This is a genomic window from Streptomyces sp. NPDC055239, assembly GCF_053606205.1.
Genome location: NZ_JBSGRD010000016.1, coordinates 184,237 through 210,819, shown reverse-complemented (window position 1 = coordinate 210,819; position 26,583 = coordinate 184,237). Strand labels below are relative to the sequence as shown.

The following is a 26,583-nucleotide window of genomic DNA, read 5'->3' as shown; positions in this document are numbered from 1 at the left end:
GGGCTGAGTGTCGGGTGCCTGGTGGCCCTACGTGTGGGGCGTCATGCCCGCAGGCGTAGGCCCCGTGGGGTGGCGTGGAAGCCTGCTCCTTCCAGGAGTGGGGCGAAGGGTGAGGTCAGTGAGGAGCCTCCGTTGATGCGCTCGACCGTGACCGTGCCGAGTGAGCCCGCTCGGGCCGCGGCGGCGAGGGCTTCGGCGGCCGCGTGCAGGCGGGCGTCCTCGGTGGCGGGGGCGTCGTCCTGCGGGGACGATGGCCAGGCGAGCAGGGTCTTGCCGCCGCGCTCCATGTAGAGGGTCAGTTCGCCGTCGACGAGGACGACCAGGGACCCCGCCTTGCGGCCCGGTTTGTGGCCCGCGTCGGTGGGCGGATCGGGCCAGGGGAGTGCCGCTCCGTACGCGTTGGCCGGGTCGGCGGCGGCCAGAACGACGGCCTGGGTGTCCGAGGGGCGCGGGGAGTAGTTCATGGCGGACGGTGAACTGTCCGTGCGGTCGCGGGCGTTCGCCGCCGCGCGGAGCCGGTCCACCGCGCCGTCCATGGCGAACTGCGCGGCGCCGAGCCCTTCGACGACATAGCCGCGCCGCGCCTGACCGCTGTCCTCGAAGGCGGACAGGACGCGATACGTCGCCGAGAAGCCGCCCTCGACCCCCTCGGCCGCGACCGCCCCGCGGGTCACCACGCCGTGCCGGTCCAGGAGGGTGCGGGCCAGGGCGTGGGCGCGCAGGGTGGGGTCGGGTTCGTGGGCGGGGAGCAGCGACCAGCGGCCCGCGACGGTCGGCGGGCCCGTACGCGAGGTGGGACGGGCGGCGGCCGTCAGTGTGCCGTAGCGTCCGCGCGGGGCGGAGCGCTTGGCGCGGTGGGCCGTGGAGCCCGCGGTGCGGCCCGAGCCGAGGAGCGAGCGCATCGGGGCGAGTGTGTCGTTCGTGAGCCGTCCGGACCAGGCGAGATCCCAGATCACGTCGGCCAGTTGGGTATCGGAGGCCTCGGGGTGGGTGGTGGCCCGGACCTGGTCGGCGATCTGCCGGAAGAACAGGCCGTACCCGCCGGAGAGGGTGTCCAGGACCGATTGGTGGAGCGCGGTGAGCTCCAGGGGATGGGCCGGCGGCAGGAGCAGGGGTGCCGCGTCGGCCAGATACAGGGAGACCCAGCCGTCCTTGCCCGGAAGGGATCCGGACCCGGCCCACACCACCTCTCCGGCAGCGGTGAGTTCGTCGAGCATCGCCGGTGCGTACCCGGAGACGCGGGAGGGCAGGACGAGCTTTTCGAGGGCGGACGCGGGCACGGTCGCCCCCTGCAACTGCTCGATGGCGCGCACGAGGCCGTCCACGCCCCGCAGCCCGTGCCCGCTCAAGTGCTGCCACTGCGGCAGGAACTGGGCGAGCGCGGCGGGCGGCACCGGCTCAAGCTCATGCCGGAGGGCGGCCAGGGAGCGGCGGCGAAGGCGGCGCAGGACGGTCGCGTCGCACCACTCCTGGCCGATGCCCGCCGGATGGAACTCTCCTTGTACGACACGTCCGCCCGCGGCGAGGCGCTGCAGCGCGCCCTCGGTGACCGCCGCTCCCAGGCCGAAGCGGGCGGCGGCCGTGGCGGAGGTGAAGGGGCCGTGGGTGCGGGCGAACCGGGCGATGAGGTCACCGAGGGGGTCCTTGACGGGCTCGGTGAACGCCTCGGGGACACCGACCGGCAGCGCCGTTCCCAGCGCGTCGCGCAGGCGGCCCGCGTCCTCGATCGCCGCCCAGTGGTCGGCTCCGGCGATGCGGACGCGGATCGCGCGGCGGGCGGAGGCCAGCTCCTGCGCCCACTCCGGTTCGCCGCCGCGCTCGGCCAACTCGGTCTCGGTGAGCGGCCCGAGGAGACGCAGCAGGTCGGCGACGCCTTCGGCGTCCTTGATGCGGCGGTCCTCCGTGCGCCACTGGAGCTCCTGCTCCAGTTCCGCCAGGACGTCCGCGTCGAGCAGCTCGCGCAGTTCGGCCTGGCCGAGGAGCTCGGAGAGCAGCCGGGAGTCCAGGGAGAGGGCAGCCGCGCGCCGCTCGGCCAGCGGTGAGTCGCCCTCGTACAGGAACTGAGCCACGTAGCCGAACAGGAGCGAGCGTGCGAAGGGGGACGGTTCGGGGGTGGTGACCTCGACGAGCCGGACCTTGCGGGACTCGATGTCGCCCATCAGTTCCGTGAGGCCGGGGACGTCGAAGACGTCCTGGAGGCACTCCCTGATCGCTTCCAGGACGATGGGGAACGATCCGAACTCGCTCGCCACCTGAAGCAGTTGCGCGGCGCGCTGGCGCTGCTGCCACAGGGGCGTGCGCTTGCCGGGGCTGCGGCGCGGCAGCAGGAGCGCGCGGGCGGCGCACTCACGGAAGCGCGAGGCGAACAGGGCCGAGCCGCCCACCTGGTCGGTGACGATCTGGTTGACCTCGCCCTTGTCGAAGGCGACGTCTCCCGCTCCTACGGGCGGCTTCTCGTTGTCGTAGTTCTCGTACTCCAGAGGCTGGTCGGTGGGTTCCTGGTCGAGCAGGTCCAGGCTCATCAGGTCGGCGTCCGGCAGGCGCAGCACGATGCCGTCGTCGGCGTGCATGACCTGGGCGTCCATGCCGTACCGCTCGGTCAGCCTGGAGGCGAGCGCCAGAGCCCAGGGCGCGTGCACCTGCGCGCCGAACGGGGAGTGCACCACGACCCGCCAGTCGCCGAGCTCGTCGCGGAACCGCTCGACCACGATCGTGCGGTCGTCCGGGATGTGGCCGCAGGCCTCACGCTGCTCGGCGAGGTACGTCAGGATGTTGTCGGCCGCCCAGTCGTCCAGGCCCGCTGCCTTCAGGCGCACGCGCGCGTCGTCGCGCGACAGGGAGCCGACCTCCCGGAGGAACGCGCCCACCGCACGGCCCAGTTCGAGCGGGCGGCCCAGCTGGTCGCCCTTCCAGAAGGGGAGCCGTCCCGGGACTCCGGGTGCGGGGGAGACGAGCACGCGGTCGCGTGTGATGTCCTCGATGCGCCAGGAACTGGTGCCGAGCGTGAAGACGTCGCCCACCCGGGATTCGTAGACCATCTCCTCGTCGAGCTCTCCGACGCGGCCTCCGCCCTTCTTGGGGTCGGCGCCGGCCAGGAAGACCCCGAAGAGGCCGCGGTCGGGGATCGTGCCTCCGGAGGTGACCGCGAGGCGCTGTGCCCCGGGGCGCCCGGTGACGGTGCCTGCGACGCGGTCCCAGACCACGCGGGGGCGCAGCTCCGCGAAGGCGTCCGAGGGATAGCGGCCCGCGAGCATGTCCAGGACGGCCGTGAACGCCGAATCCGGGAGTGAGGCGAAGGAGGCGGCCCGGCGGACCAGGGCAAGCAGGTCGTCGACCTGCCAGGTGTCGAGGGAGACCGTCGCGACGAGCTGCTGTGCCAGGACGTCCAGGGGATTGGCCGGGACGCGCAGCGACTCGATGGAGCCGGTCCGCATCCGCTCGGTGACCACGGCGGCCTGCACCAGGTCCCCTCGGTACTTGGGGAAGACGACGCCGGTGGAGACCGCGCCCACCTGGTGCCCTGCCCGGCCCACCCGCTGCAGACCCGAGGCAACGGAGGGCGGTGACTCGACCTGGACCACCAGGTCGACCGCACCCATGTCGATGCCCAGTTCCAGGCTGGACGTGGCGACTACTGCGGGCAGACGGCCCGCTTTCAGGTCCTCCTCGACGAGCGCGCGCTGCTCCTTGGAGACCGAGCCGTGGTGGGCCCGTGCGAGGACCGGAGGGGCGCCCTTGGCCGCGCCCGACTCGGCCATCAGCTCCGCGGGGGAGTGGTCCTCGGGGAGGGGCTCTCCCGTCGCGCGTTCGTACGCGATCTCGTTGAGCCTGTTGCACAGGCGCTCCGCGAGACGGCGTGAGTTGGCGAACACGATCGTCGAGCGGTGCGCCTGGACGAGGTCGGTGATGCGCTCCTCGACGTGCGGCCAGATCGAGGGGCGCTCCGCACCTTGGTCGGAGTCGGCGACCGGGGAACCGCCCAGCTCGGCGAGGTCCTCGACCGGCACGACCACGGACAGGTCGAACTCCTTGCCGGACGGCGGCTGGACGATCTCCACCCTGCGCTGCGGGGAGAGATAGCGCGCCACCTCGTCGACAGGTCGGACCGTCGCCGACAGGCCGATGCGGCGGGCGGGCCGGGGAAGGAGCTCGTCGAGCCGCTCCAGGGAGAGGGCGAGATGGGCGCCACGCTTGGTGCCCGCGACGGCGTGCACTTCGTCAAGGATCACCGTCTCGATGCCCGTCAGGGCGTCCCGCGCGGCGGAGGTGAGCATCAGGAAGAGCGACTCGGGTGTGGTGATCAGGATGTCCGGCGGGCGGGTGGACAAGGCGCGGCGCTCGGCGGGCGGGGTGTCGCCCGAGCGGATACCGACCCGCACGTCCGGCTCGGGGAGCCCGAGGCGGACGGACTCCTGCCGGATACCGGTCAGCGGGCTGCGCAGGTTGCGCTCCACGTCGACCGCGAGGGCCTTCAGCGGAGACACGTACAGCACCCGGCAGCGCTTCTTGGGGTCGGCGGGCGGCGGGGTCGAGGCCAGCTGGTCGAGGGCCGCGAGGAACGCGGCCAGCGTCTTGCCCGAGCCGGTGGGCGCGACGACCAGCACGTCCGAGCCCTCGCCGATGGCCTTCCACGCCCCGGCCTGTGCGGACGTGGGTGCGGAGAAGGCCCCCGTGAACCAGCTGCGGGTCGCGGAGGAGAACCCGTCAAGGGCGCCGAGGGCGCTGGATGCGGACCTGACCATGACCCCATCGTGCACCCCGCCACTGACAACTGCCCCGACCTGCGGAAAAGGGCTTGCGTGGCTGTCGCAGAATGGAGTCATGGCGGGTTCGGCGGAGCAGGCGAGGCACTGGCGGTACGCGGAGCTGCCCGGGGTCGATCTGCTGCGTGCCCACTACATCAGCAAGACGTTCGTGCGGCACACCCACGAGCACTTCGTGATCGCCGCGATCGCCGAGGGCGTCGACGTCTTCCACCACGGCGGCGCCGATCAGCACGCGGGGCCCGGAACCGTCGCCCTGATCAACCCCGACACCATGCACACGGGCCGGGCCGGTGTGCCCGAGGGGTGGCGGTACGGGGTGGTCTATCCGTCGCCCGACCTGGTCGCGGCCATCGCCGCCGAGACCACCAACGTCCGCGGGACCCCCGGCTTCGTCCGTCCGGTCCTCGAGGATCCGTACGCCGTCACGCTCGTCCACCGGGTGCTGCGTGCCGCGGAGGAGGGCAACGCGCTCGCCGCCGACACGCTGCTGCGGGTGGCCGTGACCCGGCTGCTCCGGCTGAACGGCGGACCCGTTCCCCAGCGTGCCGTGCGCACGGCGGGCGCCAGGGTCGCGGCACGCGCGCGTGACGTCCTCCAGGAGCGTCTCGCCGACCCGCCGAGCCTGGAGCGGCTCGCAGCCGATCTGGGAGTCGGTCCCTTCGCCCTGCTGCGGGCCTTCCGCGACGCGTACGGGATGCCGCCGCACACGTGGCTCACCGACGCGCGTGTGCGCGCCGCACGGCGCCTCCTGGACGCGGGGACGGCGCCCGCGGAGGCGGCCGTCGCCGTGGGGTTCACCGACCAACCGCACCTGAACCGGCACTTCGCGCGGATCGTCGGGGTACCGCCAGGGGCCTACCAGCGCGAGCGCAAGAACGTACAAGACGGGGAATCGGCCCTGCTCGTACCGTCCGGCGTGTGGCAGAACAGACGACACCCGCAGACATGACAGTCTGCCGCTCGGCAGACGTGACGGCAGAGCTCCCGGCAGACATGGCAGCAGAGCTCCTGGCAGACATGACAGGCGACCGCACACCGAAGAAGCCCGATTCCGCCGTCGTCCGCGACGCTCTCGGCGTCGGGATCGCCGTCGGTCTCTCCGGATTCGCCTTCGGAGTGACCTCGGCGGGCAGCGGCCTCACCGTGCTGCAGACCTGCGCGCTCAGCCTGCTGGTCTTCACAGGCGCCTCGCAGTTCGCACTGGTCGGGGCGCTCGCGGGCGGTGGGAATCCGTTCACGGCCGCGGCGGGCGCCTTCTTCCTCGGCGTACGCAACGCGTTCTACGGACTACGGCTCTCGCAGCTCCTGTCCCTCCCGCGCGCGCTGCGCCCGTTCGCGGCCCACTGGGTCATCGACGAGACCACCGCCGTCTCGCTCGCACAACCGACACGGCGCGCCGCCCGCATCGGCTTCACCGTCACCGGACTGAGCCTCTACGTGCTGTGGAACATCACCACGCTGCTCGGCGCTCTCGGCGCCGAGGCCATCGGTGACACCGACGCGTGGGGGCTCGACGCCGCGGGACCCGCGGTCTTCCTCGCGCTCCTCGCGCCGATGCTGCGTACGCCTACGGAGCGGGCCGTGGCGGGGATCGCGGTCGTCCTGGGGCTCGGCCTGCTGCCCGTGCTGCCCGCGGGGGTGCCGGTCCTGGTGGCCGCGCTCGCCGCGCCGGCCGTGCTCTACGTAGAGGGCCGCAGGACCGCCGCCAGAGAAGACGCACGCCCCGACGGCACGCACGACGACGCACGCTCCGACGACACGCACAAGGAAGACCGTTGAACATCTGGATCGCGATCGGCGTGACCTTCGTCGGTTGTTACCTCGTGAAGCTCGCGGGCCTGCTGGTGCCCGTGGGCGCGCTGGAGCGCCCGCTCGTCAAGCGCATGGCCGCCCTGCTGCCCGTGGCGCTGCTCGCCTCGCTCACGGCCCAGCAGGCCTTCGCCGAAGGCCGGGTCCTGGAGCTCGACGCCAAGGCCCTGGGACTCGTGGCGGCAGCCGTGGCGCTGCTGCTGCGCGCCCCGTTCCTGGTCGTCATCGGGTCGGCCGTGGTCGTCACCGCGGGGGTGCGGGCACTCACGGGCTGACCGCTGCCGCCGTCCCCACAGCCTCGAACACCCGATCCCGTCGTACACGGGCCCCGTGGGTAATGTGACGCGTCACCACCGCGGCCCCGCCCCCGGAGACCGCCCCCGGAGACCGCCCCTGGAGACCGCCCCCGGAGAGGAGACACCGTGGCGCTGTCCTCCGAAGCCAGATCCCTCGCGGCGCGCTGCGAGCCCAGGGTCAATGAACTGGCCCGCAGGATGGCCCGTGAGTCGTTCGAGGAACTGCCCGGGTACGCGGAGCTCCCCGACGACGTGAAGGACCTGGAGATAGCCGCGACCGCACGCCACGGAGTGCGCCTCTTCCTGCGCCGCGTCACCGATCAGCCCGGCAGCCACCGGGTCTTCCGTGAGCGGGCGGCGCAGCGGGCGGAAGAAGGCATGCCGCTGCACCTGTTGCTGCGTACGCACGCCCTTGGGGTCTACGTCCTGTGGCAGGCGCTGCGCGACGTGGCACGCCCCGGCGAGGAAGCGGCCCTGGTCGAACTCGTGGACGTGCTGCTGCAGTCGCACCCCGCCGTCGTCGGGACCGTTGCCGAGACCTACCTGGACGAGCGCTCCGCGCTGGAGGCCGAGCAGCGCGCCCAGCGCGGTTCCCTGATCCGCGGCCTGCTCGACGGCATGGTGCCGCCCGGCCATGTGCTTCTGGACCAACTGAGCCTGGCGGGGCCCGCGCTCGTCCTCGCGATCGGCTTCGACGGGGCGCCGATCGAAGGCCCCGTTGCGGTACGGCGGCGGCTGCGGCGGGTGCAGACCGCCCTGGACCACGCCTTCGGCGTGGAGGTGCTCGCGCTCCTGGAGGCCGACGGCGGGCGGGTCATCGTGCCCAAGGAGTGCCGGCCACCCGATGACCTGCCGCGCCGCCTCGGCAAGGCCTGCGACCTTCAGGTGCGGGTGGCCGCCGTGGACGCCGCCGGACCCGATGCCGTGACCGGCGCGGCCCGCACCGCGACCGAGATACTGCGCGTCACGCGCGCGTGCGGGATGCCTCCGGGCCTGCACCGCATGGCCGACGTACTGCTGGAGTACCACCTCTCCCGCCGCAACGAGAGCAGCCACCTCATCTCCGCGCTGCTCGACCCGGTGGCCGACCACCCCGAGCTCATGGAGACACTGCGCACCCACCTCGCCCATCAGCAGGAGCGCAGGGCGACCGCCACCGCCCTCGGCCTGCATCCCAACACCGTGGACAACCGCCTCGCGAAGATCGGCGAACGCACCGGCATCGACCTGTCGGCGCCGCGCGGCACGGCACTGGCCATCGCGGCGCTGCTCCTGAGGGAGGCGGAGGAAGAGCCGTCAGGCGATGGGGCGTCCGTGCGCCCGTAGCGTGCGCAGCGCCTCGACGGTGACGATCGGGCGCGATTCGAGGGCGCTGCCCGGCGCCCACTGCCGCCAGCGGATCGGCCAGCCGCCGTCCTCCTGCTGCTCCCGTTCGAGGAAGTCCAGGGAGCGCGCCATCTCCTCGTCGGTGAACCACGCGCGCGCGAGCGACTCGGGCGTCTTCGCGTAGTCGTGGGCGAAGTGGTGCTCGGCCGGTGCGTAGCCGGGCGCCACGGGATACGCGTCGAGCCGCTCGGGGTCGAGCGCCACGAGGCGCTGCTCCCGGGTGAGCCTGCCGAGCCGGTCGGCGGCCGCCTGCGCGCGCGGGCGGTCGGGCGCCCCGTCGAGGAAGGCGACGGCCGCCTGGATCTCGTACGGATGAGACTTCTCGAGGGACTCGACGGCGGCCCAGCAGAAGTCGGTGGCCCTGAACAGCCAGGCGTGCCACACCTCGTTGCGGTGCAACAGGCCCACTACGGGTCCGGTGGCGAGGAGTTCGCTCGGCGGATCGTCCACCACGGGCACGAACGGAGCCGAGGGATAGCCGCGCTGGCTCGGATGGATCGCGGGAAGGGCGCCGTCGGACGTGGAGACCGAGGTCAGATAACGGCACACGCGCTCCACCCGCTGCCCGCCGCATCGCCGGATCGAGTCCAGGACGCGCAGCGCGTGCCCGACGTGCAGGGGCTGGCTCACGGGGCCGCGCAGATCCGGTTCGAGCGCATACCCGTACCCGCCGTCCTCGGTGTCGTAAGAGGCCAGGGCGGACTCGACCGCGTCAGCCAGCGGGCCGGCTCCGCCGCCGCCCGTGCCGCTCAGGAAGTGGTACGCGAAACGCCGCTGCTCCAGGACGCGCGCGGTGAGCCAGACGAAGTGCTCGGCGCGTGCCACCGGCGAGGGCACGGCGTGCGGGGATGCTCCGGTTTCGGCCATGCACAGACCGTAGGCCGGAAAACGCCTTCGGTAAGCCCTCTGCGTCCGGCTGCACTCTCAAGGGCGTGATACTGGAGGCATGCGGTTGACGATTTTCTGGGAGCGGATGGCGGACCACTTCGGACAGGGGTACGCCGACTCGTTCGCTCGCGATCACGTGATGGCGGAGCTCGGCGGGCGCACGGTGCATCAGGCACTGGACGCGGGCTGGGACGCCAAGGACGTCTGGCGCGCCGTGTGCACGGCGATGGACGTACCGGCCGACAGGCGCTGACGCCGGACAGTCCGCCGTCCTCGGGCGGGCCCTTCCCTGGTTCTGGTGGGCGTGAAGATGTGGGGGGCGGCGGCTGAATGTCGGTGGCGTGGGCGAGACTGGGCCCGTGGCACCGACAGACGAGACCGCGCAGGTCACCCAGGATGTAGCTCCGCTCGGCACGACGCCGCCCGCACAGCCCCCGAACGGGGCGCAGACGGGGCGGGGCGCCAGCATGCCGCGCTGGCTGCCACGGGCCATGGTGCTGGCCCTCGCGCTCATCGCCTGTTTCCAGTTGGGCAGTTGGGCCTTCCACCAGCTGACCGGGCTCCTGATCAACATTTTGATCGCGTTCTTCCTGGCGCTCGCGGTCGAGCCCGCGGTGAGCTGGATGGCCGCGCGCGGGCTGCGCAGGGGCTTCGCGACCTTCCTGGTCTTCCTCGGTGTCCTGATCGCGAGCGCGGGCTTCGTCACGCTCATGGGCTCGATGCTCGCGGGCCAGATCGTGGACATGGTCGACGACTTCCCCGACTACCTCGACAAGGTCATCAGCTGGATCAACCAGACCTTCCACACGGAGCTCTCCCGGGTCGAGATCCAGGACAGCCTGGTCCACTCGGACTGGCTGCAGAAGTACGTGCAGAACAGCGCCAGCGGCGTCCTTGACGTGTCGGGGCAGGTCCTCGGCGGTCTCTTCCAGCTCCTGACGGTCCTGCTGTTCTCGTTCTACTTCGCGGCCGACGGACCGCGGCTGCGGCGAGCGCTCTGCTCCGTGCTCCCGCCCGCGCGGCAGGCCGAGGTGCTCCGCGCCTGGGAGATCGCGGTCGACAAGACCGGCGGGTATCTCTACTCGCGTGGCCTGATGGCACTGATCTCCGGAATCGCGCACTACATCCTGCTGCAGGCACTCGGTGTGCCGTACGCGCCCGTGCTCGCCGTGTGGGTCGGCCTGGTCTCCCAGTTCATCCCCACCATCGGCACGTACCTGGCGGGCGCGCTGCCGATGCTGATCGCCTTCACGGTCGATCCCTGGTACGCGCTGTGGGTGCTGATCTTCGTGGTGGTCTACCAGCAGTTCGAGAACTACGTCCTGCAGCCCAAGCTCACCGCCAAGAGCGTGGACATCCACCCGGCGGTCGCCTTCGGTTCGGTCATCGCGGGCACGGCACTCCTCGGCGCGGTCGGCGCCCTGATCTCCATCCCGGCGATCGCGACCCTGCAGGCCTTCCTGGGGGCGTACGTGAAGCGGTACGACGTCACGGACGACCCGCGTGTCCACGGGCATCGGCGCAGGGGCGGAACGTCGCTCCTCACGCGCATGCGGCGTGCTCTGCGCGGGCCGAACCATCCGGGGGCGGCGTCGGAGGCCGAGGTGGCGGCGGACGAGGCCGCTTCAGGTGGGGACCCCGACTCCGGGGCGGGCCCCGAGCGTCGATAGGCAGCGAGCGTCAGCAGGCCGCTGTTCCCCGGATTCCCCGGATTCCCCGGGGTGTCTCTGGGAGGACAGGACCGCGGCACGGAGGCTCGCGAGGGCGATGTGCGCCCGGCGGACCGGACCCTTCCGTACTCTCGGTGGAGCCGCGTGGTGCGCTTGACACCAAAATCGAACATCCATTCTTATGGGTTGCCTGGCGGCGTTTTCCCGGGGTTTTCGCGGGGGGATCCCTGGGGCTCCGGCGGATTCCGGCGGGGTGATCGCCCCGAGTTATCCACAGGTCGGACGGCCGTCGGGGCGGATTGTCAGTGGCAGGCGCTAGCGTCATTGACGTGAAGCGATCGACACAAGCAAATCGGGTGGAACCCATGGCAGGAACCGACCGCGAGAAGGCGCTCGAAGCCGCGCTCGCACAGATTGAACGGCAATTCGGCAAGGGCGCAGTGATGCGCATGGGCGAGCGGCCGAACGACCCCATCGAGGTCATCCCCACCGGGTCGACCGCGCTCGACGTCGCGCTCGGCGTCGGCGGCATCCCGCGCGGCCGTGTGGTGGAGGTGTACGGACCTGAGGCCTCCGGCAAGACGACCCTGACCCTGCACGCCGTGGCCAACGCGCAGCGGGCAGGCGGCTCGGTGGCCTTCATCGACGCCGAGCACGCCCTCGACCCCGAGTACGCGAAGAAGCTCGGCGTCGACATCGACAACCTGATCCTGTCCCAGCCGGACAACGGCGAGCAGGCTCTGGAGATCGTCGACATGCTGGTCCGCTCCGGCGCGCTCGACCTGATCGTCATCGACTCCGTCGCGGCCCTGGTGCCGCGCGCGGAAATCGAGGGCGAGATGGGTGACTCGCACGTGGGTCTGCAGGCCCGCCTGATGAGCCAGGCACTCCGGAAGATCACCAGCGCGCTCAACCAGTCCAAGACCACCGCGATCTTCATCAACCAGCTCCGCGAGAAGATCGGCGTGATGTTCGGCTCCCCGGAGACCACGACCGGTGGCCGCGCGCTGAAGTTCTACGCCTCGGTGCGTCTCGACATCCGCCGCATCGAGACCCTTAAGGACGGCACGGACGCGGTCGGCAACCGCACCCGCGTCAAGGTCGTCAAGAACAAGGTCGCGCCGCCCTTCAAGCAGGCCGAGTTCGACATCCTCTACGGGCATGGCATCAGCCGCGAGGGCGGCCTGATCGACATGGGCGTGGACAACGGCTTCGTCCGCAAGGCGGGCGCCTGGTACACGTACGAGGGCGACCAGCTCGGCCAGGGCAAGGAGAACGCCCGCAACTTCCTGAAGGACAACCCCGATCTCGCTGACGAGATCGAGAGGAAGATCAAGGAGAAGCTGGGCGTCGGCGTGAAGCCGAAGACGGAGGAGCCGGTCGCCGAGCCCGGCAAGGACGCGGCGGGTGTGACGGGCGCGGCCGAGGACGCCGCCAAGACGGTGCCCGCACCGGCGGCCAAGGTCACCAAGCCCAAGGCCGCCGCGGTCAAGAGCTGATCCATGACGCGGCGCACGGACTGGGCGGACCAGATCACTCCCGAGCACCACACCGACCCCGCGGGCCGAGGCTTCGCGGACGGTGCGGATCAGGGCGGCGCCGACCAGGCCGGTGACGGCACCGGCCTCCGCGGGGGCGGCGGCCGGAGGGGCCGCCGACGGCGTGGCGGCTTCGGTGAAGGTCGAGGTGACGGTGCACAGGACAGCGGCCCCCCTTCCTCGTCGAGGGCCGAGAAGGGGGAGCCGCCGACGGGGGATCCGGGTGAGCGGGCGCGGGCGATCTGTCTGCGGCTGCTCACCGGGACCCCGCGCACGCGCAAACAGCTGGCGGACGCGCTGCGCAAACGGGAGATCCCGGAGGACGTGGCGGACGAGGTGCTGACCCGCTTCGAAGAGGTCGGTCTGATCAACGACGGTGCCTTCGCGGGTGCGTGGGTGGAGTCCCGGCACCACGGCCGGGGCCTGGCCCGGCGAGCGCTCGCGCAGGAGCTGCGTACGAAGGGTGTGGACCCCACGCTGATCGAGGAGGCCGTGGGACAGCTGGACTCGGAGCAGGAGGAGGCGACCGCGCGCGATCTCGTCGCCCGCAAGCTCCGTGCCACGCGGGGCCTCGACCGAGACAAGCGACTGCGCCGACTCGCGGGCATGCTCGCCCGCAAGGGCTACTCGGAAGGCCTGGCGCTCCGGATCGTCCGGCAGGCACTCGAGGAAGAGGGCGAGGACGCGGGGGACTTGGGGTACGACGGGGGTTGAGCCGGCCAGGGCCCTCGCGGGGGTGGGGCTCAGGCCAGGGCCGGGCAGCGCGGTGCGAACCGCGGCCCGGCCCTTTTGCGTTCCGCGGGGGGTGTGTCTCGCTCCGTAGGCGCCGGGTACGCCTCACTCCGTAGGCGCGCCCGCCCTCAGCCCCCCTCCTAGGCGCGCCCGCCCTCAACTCCCCCTCCTAGGCGCGCCCCCCTCAACTCCCCCTACTCGCCCAGGGGGTGGGGTTAACCCCCCGCTGAAGACGCCGGTCCACCGCACTGCAAAGGAACCTGTGCACAGACGACTGTGTACGCATGGCAAAGGAACCCGGCACGACCGATGACGCCCCGGAGGAGCTGAGCGACCTCCGCGTCCTCAAGGCGCTCGCACAGCCGCGCCGCCAGCAGATGCTGCAGCACCTCACCGCACACGGCCCGGCCACCTCCGCGACGCTCGCCAAGGCGCTCGGCCTCAATACCGGAGCCACCAGCTACCACCTGCGCGAGCTCGCCCGCTACGGCTTCGTCGAGGAGACCGAGGGCGCGGGCGCAGACGCGGGCGCGGGCCACGGACGCGAACGCTGGTGGCGCGCTGTCCCCGGCGACCGGCGCTTCCCGCCGCGCAGTCGGCAGAACGCCGAGACGCTGCTCGTCATGGACGAGTTGAACCATCTCTCGTACGCCGCCGACCTGGAGCTCTTCGAGCAGCTGCAGCGAGAAGGTGGCGCCGAACCCGGTGAGTGGGCCGACGCGTTCCCGTACTCGCGCGGCACGATCCGGCTGACGCTCCCCGAACTCCGCGAATTCTTCGAGGAGTACATCGCCCTGCTCAACCGTTACAAGCGCCCCGATACCGATACGCCGGCCGATGCCCGCACCGTACTCACGCGGCTCCTGGCCTTCCCGGCGCCCACATCGACCGATGAACCCCTGCCCTCCCCCTCCTCCGAGCCCGAGGCGACCTCATGATGCTGCGCTACGCACTGCAGACGGTCCGAGACCGCAAGGGCGGGTTCCTCGGTGCCTTCCTGGCACTGATGTGCGCCGCCGCGCTCATCACGGCCTGCGGCACCCTCCTGGAGACCGGCCTGCGCGGCACCATCCGGACCGAGCGCTACGCCGCGGCCCCCGTGATCGTCTCCGCCGACCAGAACGTCCACCGGACCACCGTCAAGCACAAGAAGGGCAAGACCAAGGTCAAGCACAAGGCCAAGCCGATCGCCGAGCGGGCCTGGCTGTCGGCCGACATCGCGCACAAGCTCCAGGGTGTGCCGGGCGTCGGCCGAGTCGTCCCCGAACTCACCTTTCTCGCAGCGCCGTTGACTCAAGGCGCCGGTGACCTCGGCGGCAAGGACAAGCCCGCGTACGGCCACGCCTGGGAGTCGGCCGCGCTGACGCCCTTCCGCCTCGTCGAGGGCGAGGCCCCGCGCGCCGCCGGTGACCTCGTCATCGACCAAGACCTCGCCGGGCGCGCCCACCTCAAGACCGGCGACCACCTCACCGTCCAGTCGACGCAGGCCCCGCGCTCCTATCGCGTCACCGGTGTGGCAGCCCCCTCCGAAGGCGCCCTCGCCCACCAGACGTCCCTCTTCTTCTCCGCCGAAGAGGCCGAGCGGCTCGCCGCGCACCCCGGCCGGATCACCACCCTCGGCGTCGTCCCCGCCAAGGGCACCGGGACGGGTGACCTCAAGAAGGCGGTCACGGACGCCCTCGCCGGTACGAAGGCGCAGGTAAGCACCGGTGACGACCGTGGCCCCGTGGAGTTCCTCGACGCGGCGGCCGCCCGCGTCAAGCTGGTCAGCATGGGCGGCGCGATGGGCGGCACCTCCCTCCTCGTCGCCATCCTCGTGGTCGTCGGCACCTTCGCCCTCTCCGTGCAGCAGCGCCACCGCGAACTTGCCCTGCTCCGCGCCATCGCCGCGACCCCGAAGCAGATCCGGGGGCTCCTCGGCCGCGAGGCCCTGATCGTCGGCGCGGCGGCAGGCGTCACCGGTTCACTAGCCGGGATCCCGCTGGGCGGCTGGCTGCACGGCGAGTTCGTGGACATGGGCGCCGTCCCCGCCACCCTGGAGCGGACGGTGAGTGTCTTCCCGGTCTTCGCCGCCATGGCCGCGACGCTGCTCGGAGCCTGGGCCGCGGCCCGCCTCTCGGCCCGCCGCATCGCCCGTATCCGACCGGCCGAGGCCCTCGCCGAAGCGAGCGTCGAGAGCACCCGGCCGCCGTGGATCCGCGTCATCGCGGGCCTTGTCCTCCTTGCCGGAGGGGCCGTCCTTGTCGCCGTGCTCAGCGTGCTGCGCACCGAGCCCGCGTCGACGCCGGTGACGTTCCTGGCCGTCGTGGTCCTCGCCTCCGCCGTCGCGCTCCTCGGCCCGCTCCTGGTCAGGGCGGCGGCTGCCGTACTCCGTGGCCCGCTGCGGATCTCCGGTCCCGGTGGCCGACTCGCGCACGCCAACCTCCGTGGAAACGCCGCCCGGATGGCGGCGGCCGTCACCCCGCTCACCCTCCTGATCGGCATGACCTGCACCGTCCTGTTCGTCCAGCCCACCCTCGGCGACGCCGCCCGCGCACAGGCACGCGAGGGCGTCCACGCCGACTGGGTCCTTGCTGCGCAGGGGCCCGGTGTCCCGGCCCAGGCCGCGCGGAAGCTACGTACGACCGAAGGTGTCGAGGCCGCCACCGAGGTCGTGCGCACGACCGTGCGCGTAGGGCTCGACAAGTACCCGGCGCAGGGCGTCAGCACGGCAGGGCTCACCCGCACCTGGGACCCTGACGTGACCGCCGGAACCCTGAAGGGCTTCGGCAAGGACAGCGTCGCGTTGAGCGAACTGGCCGCGGATCAGCTCGACGTGAAGCCCGGCAGCACCCTGAACCTCACGCTCGGCGACGGCACGAAGGCCACGCTCAAGGTCGGCGCCGTGTACGCGCGCGGGCTCGGGTTCGGAGATCTGACCATGGCGCACGACCTGGTCGCCCGCCACGTCGACAACCCGCTCGCCACCACGGTCCTGATCAAGAGCGACCGTACACAGGAACAACTCGCGGCAGGCATCGCAAAGTTCCCGGGCGTGCGGGTGCTCGCCCCGGCCGCCGCCGACAACCTCCAGGCCGAGCGCCGACAGGCGAACTCCGAGGTGAACTACCTGGCCATGGGCCTCATCCTGGCCTTCACCGCGATCGCCGTCGTCAACACCCTCGCGATGTCGGTCTCCGAGCGCGTCCGCGAGTTCGCGATGCTGCGCCTCGCGGGAGCGAGCCGCCGCCAGGTCCTTGGCATGCTGCGTACCGAGGCACTGTCCGTCCTGCTCATCGGTACGGCCATCGGCAGCGGCATCGCGCTCGCCGTCCTGACCGCCTTCAGCGTCGGCATGACGGGCAGCGCCGCGCCCTCGATCACGCCCCTGGTGTACGTCTCCGTGGTGGCCGTCGCGGCTCTGCTCGCCCTCACCGCGACCGCGCTCCCTGGCCGCGCCGCCCTGAAGCCCCGCCCCGTCACGGTGGCAACGGCCAAGGAGTGAGCGTGCTCAGCCCCCGGCAGGAAGCCCGGCGTCGACAGGAAGCCCGGCGGCCTTCCATGCCTGGAACCCGCCGATGAGGTCGGTCGCGTGCCGCAGTCCCAACTGCCGCAGAGAGACGGCCGCGAGACTCGACGCGTAGCCCTCGTTGCAGATCACGACGACCCGCAGGTCGTGGCTGACCGCCTCCGCGGCACGGTGGCTGCCCTGGGGGTCCAGGCGCCACTCCAGCTCGTTGCGTTCGACGACGAGGGCGCCGGGGATCAGACCGTCCCGCTCGCGCAGGGCCGCGTACCGGATGTCGACCAGAAGCCCACCGGCGGCAGCGGTGTCCCGCGCCTCCTCCGGAGTGACCCGGTCGAGGTCGAGCCGCACCCGCTCCAGCAACTCATCGATGCCTACGGGACGTACGTCTACGGGCTGCTCACTCACTGCCAGTCCTCCGGGCGCTCCACGGACTCCAGGCGCAGGACAGCGCCCGTACGGCTGTACCGGCGGATGCGCGGCAGCGGCGGATAGTAGGCGTGCACGGAGATGGCGTGCTCGCTGGTGGACTCGTTCAGCACCTCATGTACGTGGTTCTGGCCGAACGCCCTGCCCTTGCCGGCCGTCAACTCGCGCTCGCGGTCCACCCCTTCGGACAGTTCAAGGGTCTTCCAGCCGTCGGTGGGCAGCCGGGCGGCGAGCGAGTTCTCCTTGAGGGCGCCTGCGGCGGTCAGGAAGGCACCGACCGACTCCGCGTGGTCGTGCCAGCCCGTGCCGGTGCCGGGCGGCCAGCCGATCAGCCAGGCCTCGCTGCCGCCGGGCCCTTCCAGACGCAGCCAGGTACGTCCCTCGGGGTCGAGCGGCAGTGAGGCGATGAGCTCGGGGTCAGCCGCGCTGCGGCGTACGAAGTCGAGAAGCTCGGCGGCGGTGGGCGCGGGCGCCGCCGTGGCAGTCGAGCCGGTGGAAACAGAAGGAGACACAGCTACCGTCCTGGAAGTTCGCGGAAGCGCGCGCCAAAGACCCGAAAAAGGGTGGACGCGCAGAGGGAAGGCGAATTCAGAAGGACGTGCGACACACGCAGCCCGCATAGCGGATGAGGTCCATATGGACCCTCCGCCACAGGCGCACATCGGTGTCGGTCATATTTCGGAGTAGACCATGACGCTGCGTACCGGTCAACTCCTGTTCACTGGGTGGTCGGCCGACTCGTGACGGCCGTGCTCTCCTCCTTCTCCGTGGTGTCCGCACCGTCCGCGCGTCGCCTCGGCACCGCCCCGCCGAGAGCCGCCTCGGCCGCCGTATACAGCTCGGCGGGGCGTACCCCGCCGAGCGCGGTGACCAAGTGACCGTCGGGGCGGATGAGCAGTACCGAGTGCGCGGGGGCCCCGGGGTAACTCTCCGCGACCAGAAGTTCCGCCGGGTGCGGCAGCGCCGTGACGGCGGCGGCGAGCCGGGGCATGATCCCGGCCGTCACCCAGTGTCGCCGCTCCCACACCGCCGTGCCGGGCGCGATAAGGACGACGAGCAGATGCCCCACGCCGAGCCGGTCCCGCAGCCGCACGAAGGAACCGTCGGGCGCCGTCACCGGCACATCGGCCACGGGCGCCCCCGGCTCCGTGTCCACGGCCACCTCGGACTCGGAGGGCGCGGGCGCCAGCGGTGACTCCGCGTACGACGTGGGCGCGCCGAGGGGCCCGCGGCCCACATGGCCGTCGGTGAGGAGCGTGTCGTGTCCGCGCGCCGACCCCGGCACGTACGAGCGCAGGCCTCCGCCGCCCCGCAGTATCGGCAGTGACTGATCGGCGGCGCGCAGGCGTGCGGCGACGCTCGCCCGCCGCTCGGTCTGATAGCTGTCGAGCAGGGCGTCCCGCGGGCCGTGATGCCAGGCAAGGGCCAGCTTCCAGGCGAGGTTGTCCGCGTCCCGCAGCCCTTCGTCGAGCCCCTGCGTACCGAGTGCGCCGAGCAGATGCGCGGCGTCCCCCGCGAGGAAGGCACGGCCGACCCGCCACCGCCGGGCAAGCCGGTGGTGGACGGTGTGCACGCCCGTGTCGAGCAGTTCGTACGGTGGCGTGGAGCCCCCGCACCAGCCCGCGAGGGTCTCGCGGATGCGGACCACGAGGGCGTCGGGCGTCACGAGATCGCCGCGCGGCGGAAGGAGCCAGTCGAGCCGCCACACCCCGTCGGAGAGCGGGCGGCCCGTCACCTCGGCGCCTCCGTGGCGCCACGGAGGCATCCGATGCAACAACGCCTCGCCGGGGCCGGGAAGTTCCGTGCGCAGTGCGGCCACGGCGTGTCGTTCGACGGCCGTGCGCCCCGGGAAGCGGACGTCGAGTAGCTTGCGCACGGTGGACCGTGGCCCGTCGCAGCCCACCAGATAACTTCCGCGCCACCAAGTGTCCTTGGGGCCGCGTGTGTGGGCCGTGAGGCCGCCCGCGTCCTGCTCCAGGGAGTCGAGCTTGCTCTCCGCCGCGATCTTGACCAGACGCTCATCGGCGATGGCCGCGCGCAGGGTTCCGGTCAGCGCATGCTGGGGCACATGCAGCGGGGCGGGCGTCTCGTCACTGAACGTGAGCTCCCGCATCAGCTGCTTGCGCCGCAGGGACCGCAGGCCGACCCATCGCGCGCCGGATTCCTGGTCACCGAACGAGTGACCGGTGAGCCGCTCCATGAGGGCCGCTGTGTCATCCCGCAGGACGACGGTCCGTGCGGGCCGCTGTTCGTCCTTGCCGGGACCTTCGTCGAGTACGACGGTGGGTACGGAGTGACGCGCGAGAGCCAGGGCGAGCGTGAGACCCACGGGGCCCGCGCCGACGACGATCACCGGGTCCACGGGACGCACCCTCCCGCCGCAAGGGCCCGGGAGCGCTGGACGTACGTACAGGAACTTACAGTTGGAGCCCGGTGCGCGATCACAGAACGTATGCAACAGACTGCTCGGCGAGCCGTCAAGCTGGACGCACGGGTGGCCGGGCTTCCTCTGGGATGGTTCGTGCAGGCGCCCGGCGGGACATGCGTCAGGGCCCGTCGAACGGATTCGACGGGCCCTGAGACATGCACTGCTGACAGAGCATCACTGCCGCTGGGATCGCGTCAGTTCTTCTTCTCCGGGCCATCACCCGGCTGTACGTCCGCTGCGGCGGTGCCCCCGGCGGCTGGGCCCTGCGGCGCGGAGGGGTCGAGCACACCGGGTGCCTCGGCGGGCTCGGCGGCCGCCGCGACGGCGATACCGGTCTTGGCGCGACGTCCGCGCTTCTCGATCCAGGTGGCCAGCGAGGACAGGAGCAGGCAGAGCCCGATGTAGATGGCGCCGAACACGGTGACCGTCTGGACGAACGGGTACACGCCGTTGACCGGTGTGTTGTTCGCGATCAGTCGGGCCGACTGGAGCAGCTCGGGGTAGAGGACGAAGAATCCGAGCGAGGTGTCCTTCAGCGTCACCACCAGCTGGCTGATGATGGTCGGCAGCATCGACCGGATCGCCTGCGGGAAGAGCACCGAACCCATGACCTGGGTCTTGCGCATCCCCAGGGCGTAGGCGGCCTCCATCTGTCCCTTGGGCACCGCGTTGATGCCCGCACGGAGCACCTCGGCCTGGACGCATCCGTTGTAGATGGTCAGGCCGATCACCAGCGCCCAGAACGGGGTCATGTTGCCGACGAGGCCGACCCAGAACGCGAAGATGGTGATGAGCAGCGGAATCGACCGGAAGAGGTCGATGAAGGCGACGGCGAACCAGCGCACCGGCTTGTGCACGGAGAGCCGCGCCACACAGAGCACCACGGCGAACACCAGCGAGAAGATGCCCGCGAGGGCGAACACCTTCAGTGTGGCGACGAGGGCGTCCAGAATGTTCTGCTGAATTCCGGTGTAGTTGAAGATGTCCCAGAGGTCACCTTCGAACTCGCCCTTGCTGTTCAGCCGAAGAATGATCCAGACAATGCCGCCCAGGAAAGCCGCGGTACCGACAACGCTGTAGATGATGTTGCGGACGCGGGCTTTGGGGCCGGGAGCGTCGAAGAGAACGTTGGCACTCATCGGGCGACCTCCAGGCGGTGCTCAAGGAGTCGGAAGAGGCCGTTGATGGCGTACGTGATGATCAGGTACGCGATGGTGATCCAGACGAAGATCATCACGATGTCGTAGCCCTCATTGCTCAGCGTCTTGGAGATGTTGAACAACTCGACGTTGTCGAAGGCGCCCGCGATGGCGGTGTTCTTCGTCAGGGCGATGAAGATGCTGGAGAGCGGCGGCACCACCGTGCGCGTGGCCTGGGGCAGGACGATGAGCCGCATCGTCTGGGTGAAGCTGAGCCCGATCGCTCGGGCCGCCTCCGCCTGGCCGAGCGGCACGGTGTTGATGCCTGAGCGGACAGCTTCGGCGACAAATGCCGACGTGTAGAAACCGCAGGCGAGCGTGGCGAGGAGGAACGAGTCGAGGTCGGGGTAGAGAACCTTGGGCACGACGAAGAACGCCACAAGGAAAAGCAGAGTCAGAGGGGTGTTCCGCAGCAGCGTGACCCAGAGGGTTCCGAATATTCGCAGCGGCGGTACGGGTGAAACCCGGAACCCGGCGATGATGACCCCGGCCAGTACAGCCACGAGCGCGCTGGATGCGGTCAGCTTCAGAGTCCCCAAAAACCCTTCGCGGAAAAGCGACAGGTTGTCGAGCAGTACGTCCATGAATTCTCCGCGAGGTCTTTCGCGACGGGTCGCAGGTGATCGCGACGGGCCCCGGCCGGCGGGGCCGGGGGCGGTGGCAGGGTTGTGCGACAGGTCCGGCAGCGATGCGGGCAGCGGGCGTCCCGCTCCGCACCACTGATGGGTGCGGGCGGAGCGGGACGTACCGGACTACTTCGGGTCGGTGAAGGCCGGCGGGTCCTTGTAGTCGGAGCCGGACTTGCCGAGGGTGGCGTCGTAGGCCTTCTTGTAGTCGCCGTTCTCCTCGTGCGCCTTGATGGCGTCCGCGACGGCCGTCTGCAGGGCCGCGTCGCCCTTCTTCAAGCCGACGCCGTAGGGCTCGTCCGAGAACGGCTTGCCGACGACCTTGAGCTTGCCCTTGTTCTGCGCCGCGTAGCCCATCAGGATCGCGTCGTCGGTGGTGACGGCGTCGACCTGGTTGTTCAGGAGCTGGGCGACGCACTCCGAGTACTTGGAGAGCTCGGTGACCTTGGCGCCGTACTTCGGCTTCTTGATGTTCTGCAGCGGCGTGGAACCGACGATGGAACAGACCTTCTTGCCGCGGACCGTCTCCGGGCCCGTGAGCTCCTTCTCGTCCTTGCGGACCAGGAGCGAGGCGCCGGCGTGGAAGTACGGTCCCGCGAAGTCGATCTGCTTCTTGCGCTCGGGGTTGATCGTGTACGTACCGATCATCAGGTCGACGTCACCCTTGGCGACCGCGGTCTCACGCGCGCCGGAGTCGACCGTCTTCCACTCGATCTGCTTCGGCGAGAAGCCGAGATCAGCCGCGATCATCTTGGCGATCTCGATGTCGAAGCCGGAGTACTCCTTGGTCGACTGGTCCTGGAAGCCGAGGTACGGCTGGTCGGCCTTGGCACCGATGACCAGTTTTCCGCGCTTCTTGGCAGCCTTGAAGACGGACGAGTCGACCGACGCGTCCTTCTTGACGTCGTAGCTGAGGGCCTTGGAGCCGGAGGTGTCCGGTCCTTCCGGCTTGTCGCCGGCGGAGCCCTCCTTGCCGCCGCAGGCCGTGGCGGCAAGTGACAGCGCGGCGATCGCCGCTACTGCGGCGGCGGACTTACGGAGCTTCATGGTGAACATCCTTTGATTCGACTGACGTTGAGACGACGTAGGAGCCTCAGTGTTTAAGGATCTTCGACAGGAAGTCCTTGGCCCGGTCGCTGCGCGGGTTGCTGAAGAACTGGTCCGGTACGGCCTCTTCGACGATCCGGCCGTCCGCCATGAAGACGACGCGGTTGGCCGCCGATCGTGCGAAGCCCATCTCGTGGGTGACCACGACCATGGTCATGCCGTCGCGTGCGAGCTGCTGCATGACCTCCAGGACCTCGTTGATCATCTCCGGGTCGAGCGCCGACGTGGGCTCGTCGAAGAGCATCACCTTGGGGTCCATCGCCAACGCGCGTGCGATCGCTACGCGTTGCTGCTGGCCACCGGAGAGCTGCGCGGGGTACTTGTCGGCCTGTGTGGCGACACCCACACGGTCCAGAAGGGCACGTGCCTTCGTCTCTGCTTCCGCCTTGGACGTCTTGCGCACCTTGATCTGGCCCAGCATCACGTTCTCGAGCACGGTCTTGTGCGCGAAAAGGTTGAAGGACTGGAAGACCATGCCCACGTCCGCACGGAGGCGGGCGAGCTCCTTGCCCTCCTGGGGCAACGGCTTGCCGTCGATCGAGATGTCTCCCGACTCGACCGTCTCCAGGCGGTTGATGGCGCGGCACAATGTCGACTTGCCCGACCCGGAGGGGCCGATCACGACGACGACCTCACCGCGGGTGATGGTCAGGTCGATGTCCTGGAGGACGTGCAGAGCGCCGAAGTGCTTGTTGACGTTCTTCAGCACGACCAGGTCGTCCGCTCCAGACGGTATGGCGTCCTTGGTCACCGATACTTCGGTCACGGCTTGTTGCTCCATCCTCCTCGGTTGGGAGGACAGTAATAACCCGGTGCGACCAGCGTCATTACATCTGAGGGGAAATTGAGCATAACGATCCGGCCGCAACCGGACACTCCGCGTGAACGGGACGCCCCCGCACGTTCCGGCTGCGTAACGGAACGTGCCCGTGACCCGAACCCTCTTGACGCGGTCCTTACCTATCGGAGTGGATGCGTTGGTGCCTGTGCACGCGCGCGTACCGGCCATCGGCGAGCGCGAACGGAACGACCGATGAACCGGAGGGGGCCCGTATGAGACTGCTCCTCGTCGAGGACGACAATCACGTGGCGGCGGCCCTGTCCGCGGTCCTGGCCAGGCACGGCTTCGACGTCGTGCACGCACGCAGCGGAGAGGAAGCGCTGCAGGCCCTGCTTCCCGGCAAAACGCCACCCTTCGGAGTCGTGCTCCTCGATCTGGGGCTGCCCGATCAGGACGGCTACGAGGTGTGCGGAAAGATCCGCAAGCGCCAGTCGATCCCCGTGATCATGGTGACCGCACGTGCCGACGTACGCTCGCGGATCCACGGTCTGAACCTCGGGGCCGATGACTACGTGGTGAAGCCGTACGACACGGGGGAGCTGATCGCCCGCATCCACGCGGTCATCAGGCGCCCCCCGTCCGGCGCCGCCGCGGAGCCCGCGGACAGCGAACTGCGCCTCGGTTCCGTACGCATCGAACTGCCCACCCGGCAGGTCAGTGTGGACGGTTCGACGGTCCAGCTGACCCGCAAGGAGTTCGACCTGCTCGCGCTTCTCGCGCAGCGGCCCGGCGTGGTGTTCCGCCGGGAGCAGATCATCAGCGAGGTGTGGCGCACCAGCTGGGAGGGAACGGGGCGCACCCTTGAGGTGCATGTCGCTTCCCTGCGCTCCAAGTTGCACATGCCGGCCCTGATCGAGACCGTGCGGGGCGTGGGCTATCGGCTCGTCGTCCCGGCCGCGTAGCGCGTAGCGAGGTCAGGTGCGCTCTCGCCTCCTCCCGCTGCTCATCGTCCTCATGGCGGGAGTGCTGCTCGCGCTGGGCTTCCCGCTCGCGGTGAGCGTGGCCGCGGCACAGCAGCAGAAGGTGGTCGTCGACCGGATCGACGACACGGCGCGCTTCGCGGCACTCGCGCAGTTCGTCACCAAACGTCCCACGGGATCGCGCCTGAGGGACAAAGACGAACGCCGCGAAACCCTTCAGACCGAACTCGACTACTACCACGAGGTCTACGGGATCAAGGCGGGTGTCTTCTTCAGGGACCGTGAGCCCATGGCTCACGCGCCCGGGAGCTGGTTCCTGCCCCCCAGGGGGGCCGAGGTGCGGGAGGCCTTCGAGGAGGCCCTCAGGTCCCGTGGAAGCCACGATCCGCAGCAGGTGTGGCCCTGGCAGCACGGCCGGCTCGTCGTCGCATCGCCGGTGATCAGGGACGGGGACGTCATCGCGGTCGTCGTCACCGAATCACCTACGGGGCGCATGCGCTCCAAGACGCTCCAAGGGTGGCTGCTCATCGGCGCGGGCGAGTCGGCGGCCATGCTCCTGGCCGTCGGTGCCGCGCTGCGCCTCACCGGCTGGGTGCTGCGTCCGGTGCGGATCCTGGACGCGACCACGCACGACATCGCGACCGGGAGCCTGAAGTCGAGGGTGGCGGCCGCGGGCGGGCCCCCGGAACTCCAGCGCCTCGCCCGCTCGTTCAACGAGATGGCCGACAACGTCCAGGACGTCCTCGAGCAGCAGCGGGCCTTCGTCGCCGACGCCTCGCACCAGCTGCGCAACCCGCTCTCCGCCCTGCTGCTGCGCATCGAGCTGCTCGCCCTCGAACTGCCCGAGGGGAACGAGGAGATCGCCTCTGTGCGCACCGAGGGCAAGCGACTCGCCCAGGTCCTCGACGATCTCCTCGGCCTCGCGCTCGCCGAGCACGCGGCAGCCGACCTCCAGCTCACCGACATCGGTGCGCTCACGGCCGAACGGATCGGGTCCTGGCGGCCGCTCGCCGAGGAGCGCGGGGTGCGGCTGCTCGGCACCTGCCCGGCGACCACCGGCTGGGCCGACCCGGTCGCCCTGTCCAGCGCCCTGGACGCGGTGATCGACAACGCCCTCAAGTTCACGCCCGAGGACGAGGAGGTGCGTGTGGAGGTCTCCTGGAGCGGTGCGCTGACGACCGTAGTGATCACCGACGGCGGACCCGGCCTCACGGAGGACGAGCTCGCCCGCATCGGCGACCGCTTCTGGCGCAGCAACCGCCACCAGAACGTGCAGGGCTCGGGCCTCGGCCTGTCCATCTCGCGGGCCCTGCTCACCACGGGCGGCGGTTCGATCGCCTACGAACAGCACGAGCCGCACGGACTGCGCGTGACCGTCACCGTCCCGCGCGGCGAGCCCGGTCCCAAGGTCTGACGGCCACAGGCCTGACGGCTACGGCTTGACCGACTGGTAGTAGCGGCGTGCGCCCTCGTGCAGGGCGAGCGGGTCCGTGTAGAGCGCCGTGCGCAGGTCGACCAGCTGGGCCGCGTGCACCTTGTCACCGATGTGGTCGCGGCTGTCGATCACCGTGCGCGTCAGACCCTCGGTCAGCTTCGGGTCCGCCCGGTCCGTGGTGACCAGGAGGTTCGCCACGGCCAGGGTCGGTACGGCCTCGCTCTGCTGAACGGCGGGATAGGCGTCGGCGGGCATCACCGCTGCCCGGTAGTAGCGGGAGGCCCCGCCCTGCTTGTGCAGCGCGTCCACGAGGTCGCCGAGCGGGACGAGCCGGACGTCGAACGTCTCGGAGAGCTCGGCCACGGTGAGGGTCGGCAGTCCGCCCGACCAGAAGAAGGCGTCGATGTCGCCCTTCTTCAGAAGTTCGGGCGCCGTGTCGATACCGGAGTCCACCGACGTGAGGTCCTTGCCGGGATCGAGACCGGCGGCCTTGAGCACCCGGTCCGCTATCAGGCGCACGCCCGAGCGCGGCTGGCCCACGGCCACCTTCTTGCCCCGCAGGTCCTGGGCCTTGCCGATGTCCGACGAACGCCGGACGACGAGCTGGACGTAGTCGTCGTACAGCCGCGCGCAACCCCGCAGCCGCTCCGCGCCCGCACGCCCCTCCTGGCGGTACTTCGCGACGGCGTCGGCCGCCGCGACGGTGAAATCGGCCTTCCCCGTGGCCACCCGCTCGACGTTCTGCTGCGAGCCCTCGCTGTTGAGCAGCTTCACGTCCACCTTGGGCATGTCATGGGAGACCGCGGTCCGCAGGAGCTTGCCGTACCGCTCGTACACCGCGTTCTTCACGCCCGTGCTGAACGTCATCCGGCCCTCCGGAGAGTCGTCGCCCACCGGAACGAGCCACCACATCAGGAGTCCGAAGACCACGAGGGCAGCGGCCGCACCCTGGAGTGCGCGACGCCTGCTGATGTGGAGGGGTGCCTTGAGCATGCGCGCGATCCTGCC

23 protein-coding genes are annotated in these 26,583 nt (G+C 70.6%); 12 read left to right on the top strand and 11 right to left on the bottom strand.

Going from position 1 to position 26,583, the window contains the following annotated elements:
- Positions 1-41: 41 nt before the first annotated feature.
- A complete protein-coding gene (locus ACWFRJ_RS38245; RefSeq protein ID WP_453542052.1) occupies positions 42-4,742 on the bottom strand; it encodes an Lhr family ATP-dependent helicase in 4,701 nt (1,566 codons plus the stop codon).
- 79 nt (positions 4,743-4,821) lie between these two features.
- Here ACWFRJ_RS38245 and ACWFRJ_RS38240 point away from each other — a divergent pair, with 79 nt between their 5' ends.
- The 4 genes from ACWFRJ_RS38240 to ACWFRJ_RS38225 all read left to right on the top strand — a co-directional run bounded on the left by ACWFRJ_RS38240 (position 4,822) and on the right by ACWFRJ_RS38225 (position 8,197).
- Positions 4,822-5,715, top strand: coding sequence for an AraC family transcriptional regulator (locus tag ACWFRJ_RS38240; RefSeq protein ID WP_453542049.1), 894 nt, complete (start codon positions 4,822-4,824; stop codon positions 5,713-5,715).
- A gap of 44 nt (positions 5,716-5,759) precedes the next feature.
- Positions 5,760-6,545, top strand: coding sequence for an AzlC family ABC transporter permease (locus ACWFRJ_RS38235; RefSeq protein ID WP_453542046.1), 786 nt, complete (start codon positions 5,760-5,762; stop codon positions 6,543-6,545).
- Positions 6,542-6,850 carry an AzlD domain-containing protein gene (locus tag ACWFRJ_RS38230; protein ID WP_453542043.1) on the top strand — a complete coding sequence of 103 codons (309 nt, stop codon included), beginning with the start codon at positions 6,542-6,544 and terminating at the stop codon, positions 6,848-6,850. The genes ACWFRJ_RS38235 and ACWFRJ_RS38230 overlap by 4 nt, the downstream gene beginning before the upstream one ends.
- A gap of 147 nt (positions 6,851-6,997) precedes the next feature.
- Positions 6,998-8,197 (top strand): PucR family transcriptional regulator, encoded by a 1,200-nt coding sequence (locus tag ACWFRJ_RS38225; protein ID WP_453542040.1) that lies wholly within the window; start codon positions 6,998-7,000, stop codon positions 8,195-8,197.
- Here the strand turns inward: ACWFRJ_RS38225 and ACWFRJ_RS38220 are convergent.
- Positions 8,168-9,124: a hypothetical protein gene (locus ACWFRJ_RS38220; protein ID WP_453542037.1), complete on the bottom strand. Its 957-nt coding sequence runs from the start codon at positions 9,122-9,124 to the stop codon at positions 8,168-8,170. The genes ACWFRJ_RS38225 and ACWFRJ_RS38220 overlap by 30 nt on opposite strands.
- 79 nt (positions 9,125-9,203) lie before the next feature.
- Between ACWFRJ_RS38220 and ACWFRJ_RS38215 the strand changes: the two genes are divergently transcribed.
- The 6 genes from ACWFRJ_RS38215 to ACWFRJ_RS38190 all read left to right on the top strand — a co-directional run bounded on the left by ACWFRJ_RS38215 (position 9,204) and on the right by ACWFRJ_RS38190 (position 16,569).
- Positions 9,204-9,398 carry a DUF3046 domain-containing protein gene (locus ACWFRJ_RS38215; protein ID WP_351173787.1) on the top strand — a complete coding sequence of 65 codons (195 nt, stop codon included), beginning with the start codon at positions 9,204-9,206 and terminating at the stop codon, positions 9,396-9,398.
- Between the two features lie 106 nt (positions 9,399-9,504).
- The gene (locus ACWFRJ_RS38210; protein WP_453542034.1) at positions 9,505-10,815 is read left to right on the top strand and encodes an AI-2E family transporter; all 1,311 of its coding nucleotides are present in this window, start codon (positions 9,505-9,507) and stop codon (positions 10,813-10,815) included.
- A 365-nt stretch (positions 10,816-11,180) separates the two neighbouring features.
- Positions 11,181-12,314 carry a recombinase RecA gene (recA, locus tag ACWFRJ_RS38205; protein WP_453542031.1) on the top strand — a complete coding sequence of 378 codons (1,134 nt, stop codon included), beginning with the start codon at positions 11,181-11,183 and terminating at the stop codon, positions 12,312-12,314.
- 3 nt (positions 12,315-12,317) lie between these two features.
- Positions 12,318-13,067: a recombination regulator RecX gene (gene recX, locus ACWFRJ_RS38200; protein WP_453542028.1), complete on the top strand. Its 750-nt coding sequence runs from the start codon at positions 12,318-12,320 to the stop codon at positions 13,065-13,067.
- 302 nt (positions 13,068-13,369) lie between these two features.
- Positions 13,370-14,023 (top strand): ArsR/SmtB family transcription factor, encoded by a 654-nt coding sequence (locus ACWFRJ_RS38195; protein WP_453542025.1) that lies wholly within the window; start codon positions 13,370-13,372, stop codon positions 14,021-14,023.
- On the top strand, positions 14,020-16,569 hold the full coding sequence (locus tag ACWFRJ_RS38190) for an FtsX-like permease family protein (protein ID WP_453542022.1): 2,550 nt from the start codon (positions 14,020-14,022) through the stop codon (positions 16,567-16,569). Before ACWFRJ_RS38195 ends, ACWFRJ_RS38190 begins: the two co-directional genes overlap by 4 nt.
- A 6-nt stretch (positions 16,570-16,575) precedes the next feature.
- On the opposite strand, the gene ACWFRJ_RS38185 is transcribed toward ACWFRJ_RS38190, so the two are convergent.
- From ACWFRJ_RS38185 to ACWFRJ_RS38150, 8 genes are all read right to left on the bottom strand, one after another.
- On the bottom strand, positions 16,576-16,998 hold the full coding sequence (locus ACWFRJ_RS38185) for a rhodanese-like domain-containing protein (RefSeq protein ID WP_453542019.1): 423 nt from the start codon (positions 16,996-16,998) through the stop codon (positions 16,576-16,578).
- On the bottom strand, positions 16,995-17,531 hold the full coding sequence (locus ACWFRJ_RS38180) for a cysteine dioxygenase (protein ID WP_453542016.1): 537 nt from the start codon (positions 17,529-17,531) through the stop codon (positions 16,995-16,997). Before ACWFRJ_RS38180 ends, ACWFRJ_RS38185 begins: the two co-directional genes overlap by 4 nt.
- A 76-nt stretch (positions 17,532-17,607) precedes the next feature.
- Positions 17,608-17,694 carry a putative leader peptide gene (locus ACWFRJ_RS38175; RefSeq protein ID WP_383270722.1) on the bottom strand — a complete coding sequence of 29 codons (87 nt, stop codon included), beginning with the start codon at positions 17,692-17,694 and terminating at the stop codon, positions 17,608-17,610.
- A gap of 43 nt (positions 17,695-17,737) precedes the next feature.
- On the bottom strand, positions 17,738-19,381 hold the full coding sequence (locus ACWFRJ_RS38170) for an FAD-dependent monooxygenase (protein WP_453542013.1): 1,644 nt from the start codon (positions 19,379-19,381) through the stop codon (positions 17,738-17,740).
- Positions 19,382-19,641: 260 nt separating this feature from the next.
- Positions 19,642-20,586 (bottom strand): amino acid ABC transporter permease, encoded by a 945-nt coding sequence (locus ACWFRJ_RS38165; protein ID WP_453542010.1) that lies wholly within the window; start codon positions 20,584-20,586, stop codon positions 19,642-19,644.
- Positions 20,583-21,230: an amino acid ABC transporter permease gene (locus tag ACWFRJ_RS38160; protein ID WP_453542007.1), complete on the bottom strand. Its 648-nt coding sequence runs from the start codon at positions 21,228-21,230 to the stop codon at positions 20,583-20,585. The genes ACWFRJ_RS38165 and ACWFRJ_RS38160 overlap by 4 nt, the downstream gene beginning before the upstream one ends.
- A gap of 168 nt (positions 21,231-21,398) precedes the next feature.
- Positions 21,399-22,319 (bottom strand): glutamate ABC transporter substrate-binding protein, encoded by a 921-nt coding sequence (locus ACWFRJ_RS38155; RefSeq protein WP_453542004.1) that lies wholly within the window; start codon positions 22,317-22,319, stop codon positions 21,399-21,401.
- Between the two features lie 46 nt (positions 22,320-22,365).
- On the bottom strand, positions 22,366-23,145 hold the full coding sequence (locus ACWFRJ_RS38150) for an amino acid ABC transporter ATP-binding protein (protein ID WP_453542001.1): 780 nt from the start codon (positions 23,143-23,145) through the stop codon (positions 22,366-22,368).
- 287 nt (positions 23,146-23,432) lie between these two features.
- On the opposite strand from ACWFRJ_RS38150, the gene ACWFRJ_RS38145 reads away from it, so the two are divergent.
- Together ACWFRJ_RS38145 and ACWFRJ_RS38140 are read left to right on the top strand one after the other, a co-directional pair.
- Positions 23,433-24,122, top strand: a complete 690-nt coding sequence (locus ACWFRJ_RS38145; RefSeq protein ID WP_453541998.1) for a response regulator transcription factor — start codon at positions 23,433-23,435, stop codon at positions 24,120-24,122.
- A 16-nt stretch (positions 24,123-24,138) separates the two neighbouring features.
- Positions 24,139-25,554, top strand: a complete 1,416-nt coding sequence (locus ACWFRJ_RS38140) for a sensor histidine kinase (RefSeq protein ID WP_453541995.1) — start codon at positions 24,139-24,141, stop codon at positions 25,552-25,554.
- 18 nt (positions 25,555-25,572) lie between these two features.
- On the opposite strand, the gene ACWFRJ_RS38135 is transcribed toward ACWFRJ_RS38140, so the two are convergent.
- Entirely contained in the window at positions 25,573-26,568 is a 996-nt protein-coding gene (locus ACWFRJ_RS38135) for a TAXI family TRAP transporter solute-binding subunit (protein ID WP_453541992.1), read from the bottom strand.
- Between the last annotated feature and the right edge of the window lie 15 nt (positions 26,569-26,583).

What these genes read in the sequence shown, in the direction of transcription:
- ACWFRJ_RS38145 (WP_453541998.1), top strand. Translation starts at nt 23,433, where the DNA reads ATGAGACTGCTCCTCGTCGAGGACGACAATCACGTGGCGGCGGCCCTG.
- ACWFRJ_RS38160 (WP_453542007.1), bottom strand. Translation starts at nt 21,230, where the DNA reads ATGGACGTACTGCTCGACAACCTGTCGCTTTTCCGCGAAGGGTTTTTG.
- ACWFRJ_RS38220 (WP_453542037.1), bottom strand. Translation starts at nt 9,124, where the DNA reads ATGGCCGAAACCGGAGCATCCCCGCACGCCGTGCCCTCGCCGGTGGCA.
- ACWFRJ_RS38245 (WP_453542052.1), bottom strand. Translation starts at nt 4,742, where the DNA reads ATGGTCAGGTCCGCATCCAGCGCCCTCGGCGCCCTTGACGGGTTCTCC.
- ACWFRJ_RS38235 (WP_453542046.1), top strand. Translation starts at nt 5,760, where the DNA reads ATGGCAGCAGAGCTCCTGGCAGACATGACAGGCGACCGCACACCGAAG.
- ACWFRJ_RS38240 (WP_453542049.1), top strand. Translation starts at nt 4,822, where the DNA reads ATGGCGGGTTCGGCGGAGCAGGCGAGGCACTGGCGGTACGCGGAGCTG.
- ACWFRJ_RS38135 (WP_453541992.1), bottom strand. Translation starts at nt 26,568, where the DNA reads ATGCTCAAGGCACCCCTCCACATCAGCAGGCGTCGCGCACTCCAGGGT.
- ACWFRJ_RS38215 (WP_351173787.1), top strand. Translation starts at nt 9,204, where the DNA reads ATGCGGTTGACGATTTTCTGGGAGCGGATGGCGGACCACTTCGGACAG.
- ACWFRJ_RS38155 (WP_453542004.1), bottom strand. Translation starts at nt 22,319, where the DNA reads ATGAAGCTCCGTAAGTCCGCCGCCGCAGTAGCGGCGATCGCCGCGCTG.
- ACWFRJ_RS38190 (WP_453542022.1), top strand. Translation starts at nt 14,020, where the DNA reads ATGATGCTGCGCTACGCACTGCAGACGGTCCGAGACCGCAAGGGCGGG.
- recX (WP_453542028.1), top strand. Translation starts at nt 12,318, where the DNA reads ATGACGCGGCGCACGGACTGGGCGGACCAGATCACTCCCGAGCACCAC.
- ACWFRJ_RS38175 (WP_383270722.1), bottom strand. Translation starts at nt 17,694, where the DNA reads ATGACCGACACCGATGTGCGCCTGTGGCGGAGGGTCCATATGGACCTC.
- ACWFRJ_RS38165 (WP_453542010.1), bottom strand. Translation starts at nt 20,586, where the DNA reads ATGAGTGCCAACGTTCTCTTCGACGCTCCCGGCCCCAAAGCCCGCGTC.
- ACWFRJ_RS38195 (WP_453542025.1), top strand. Translation starts at nt 13,370, where the DNA reads ATGGCAAAGGAACCCGGCACGACCGATGACGCCCCGGAGGAGCTGAGC.
- recA (WP_453542031.1), top strand. Translation starts at nt 11,181, where the DNA reads ATGGCAGGAACCGACCGCGAGAAGGCGCTCGAAGCCGCGCTCGCACAG.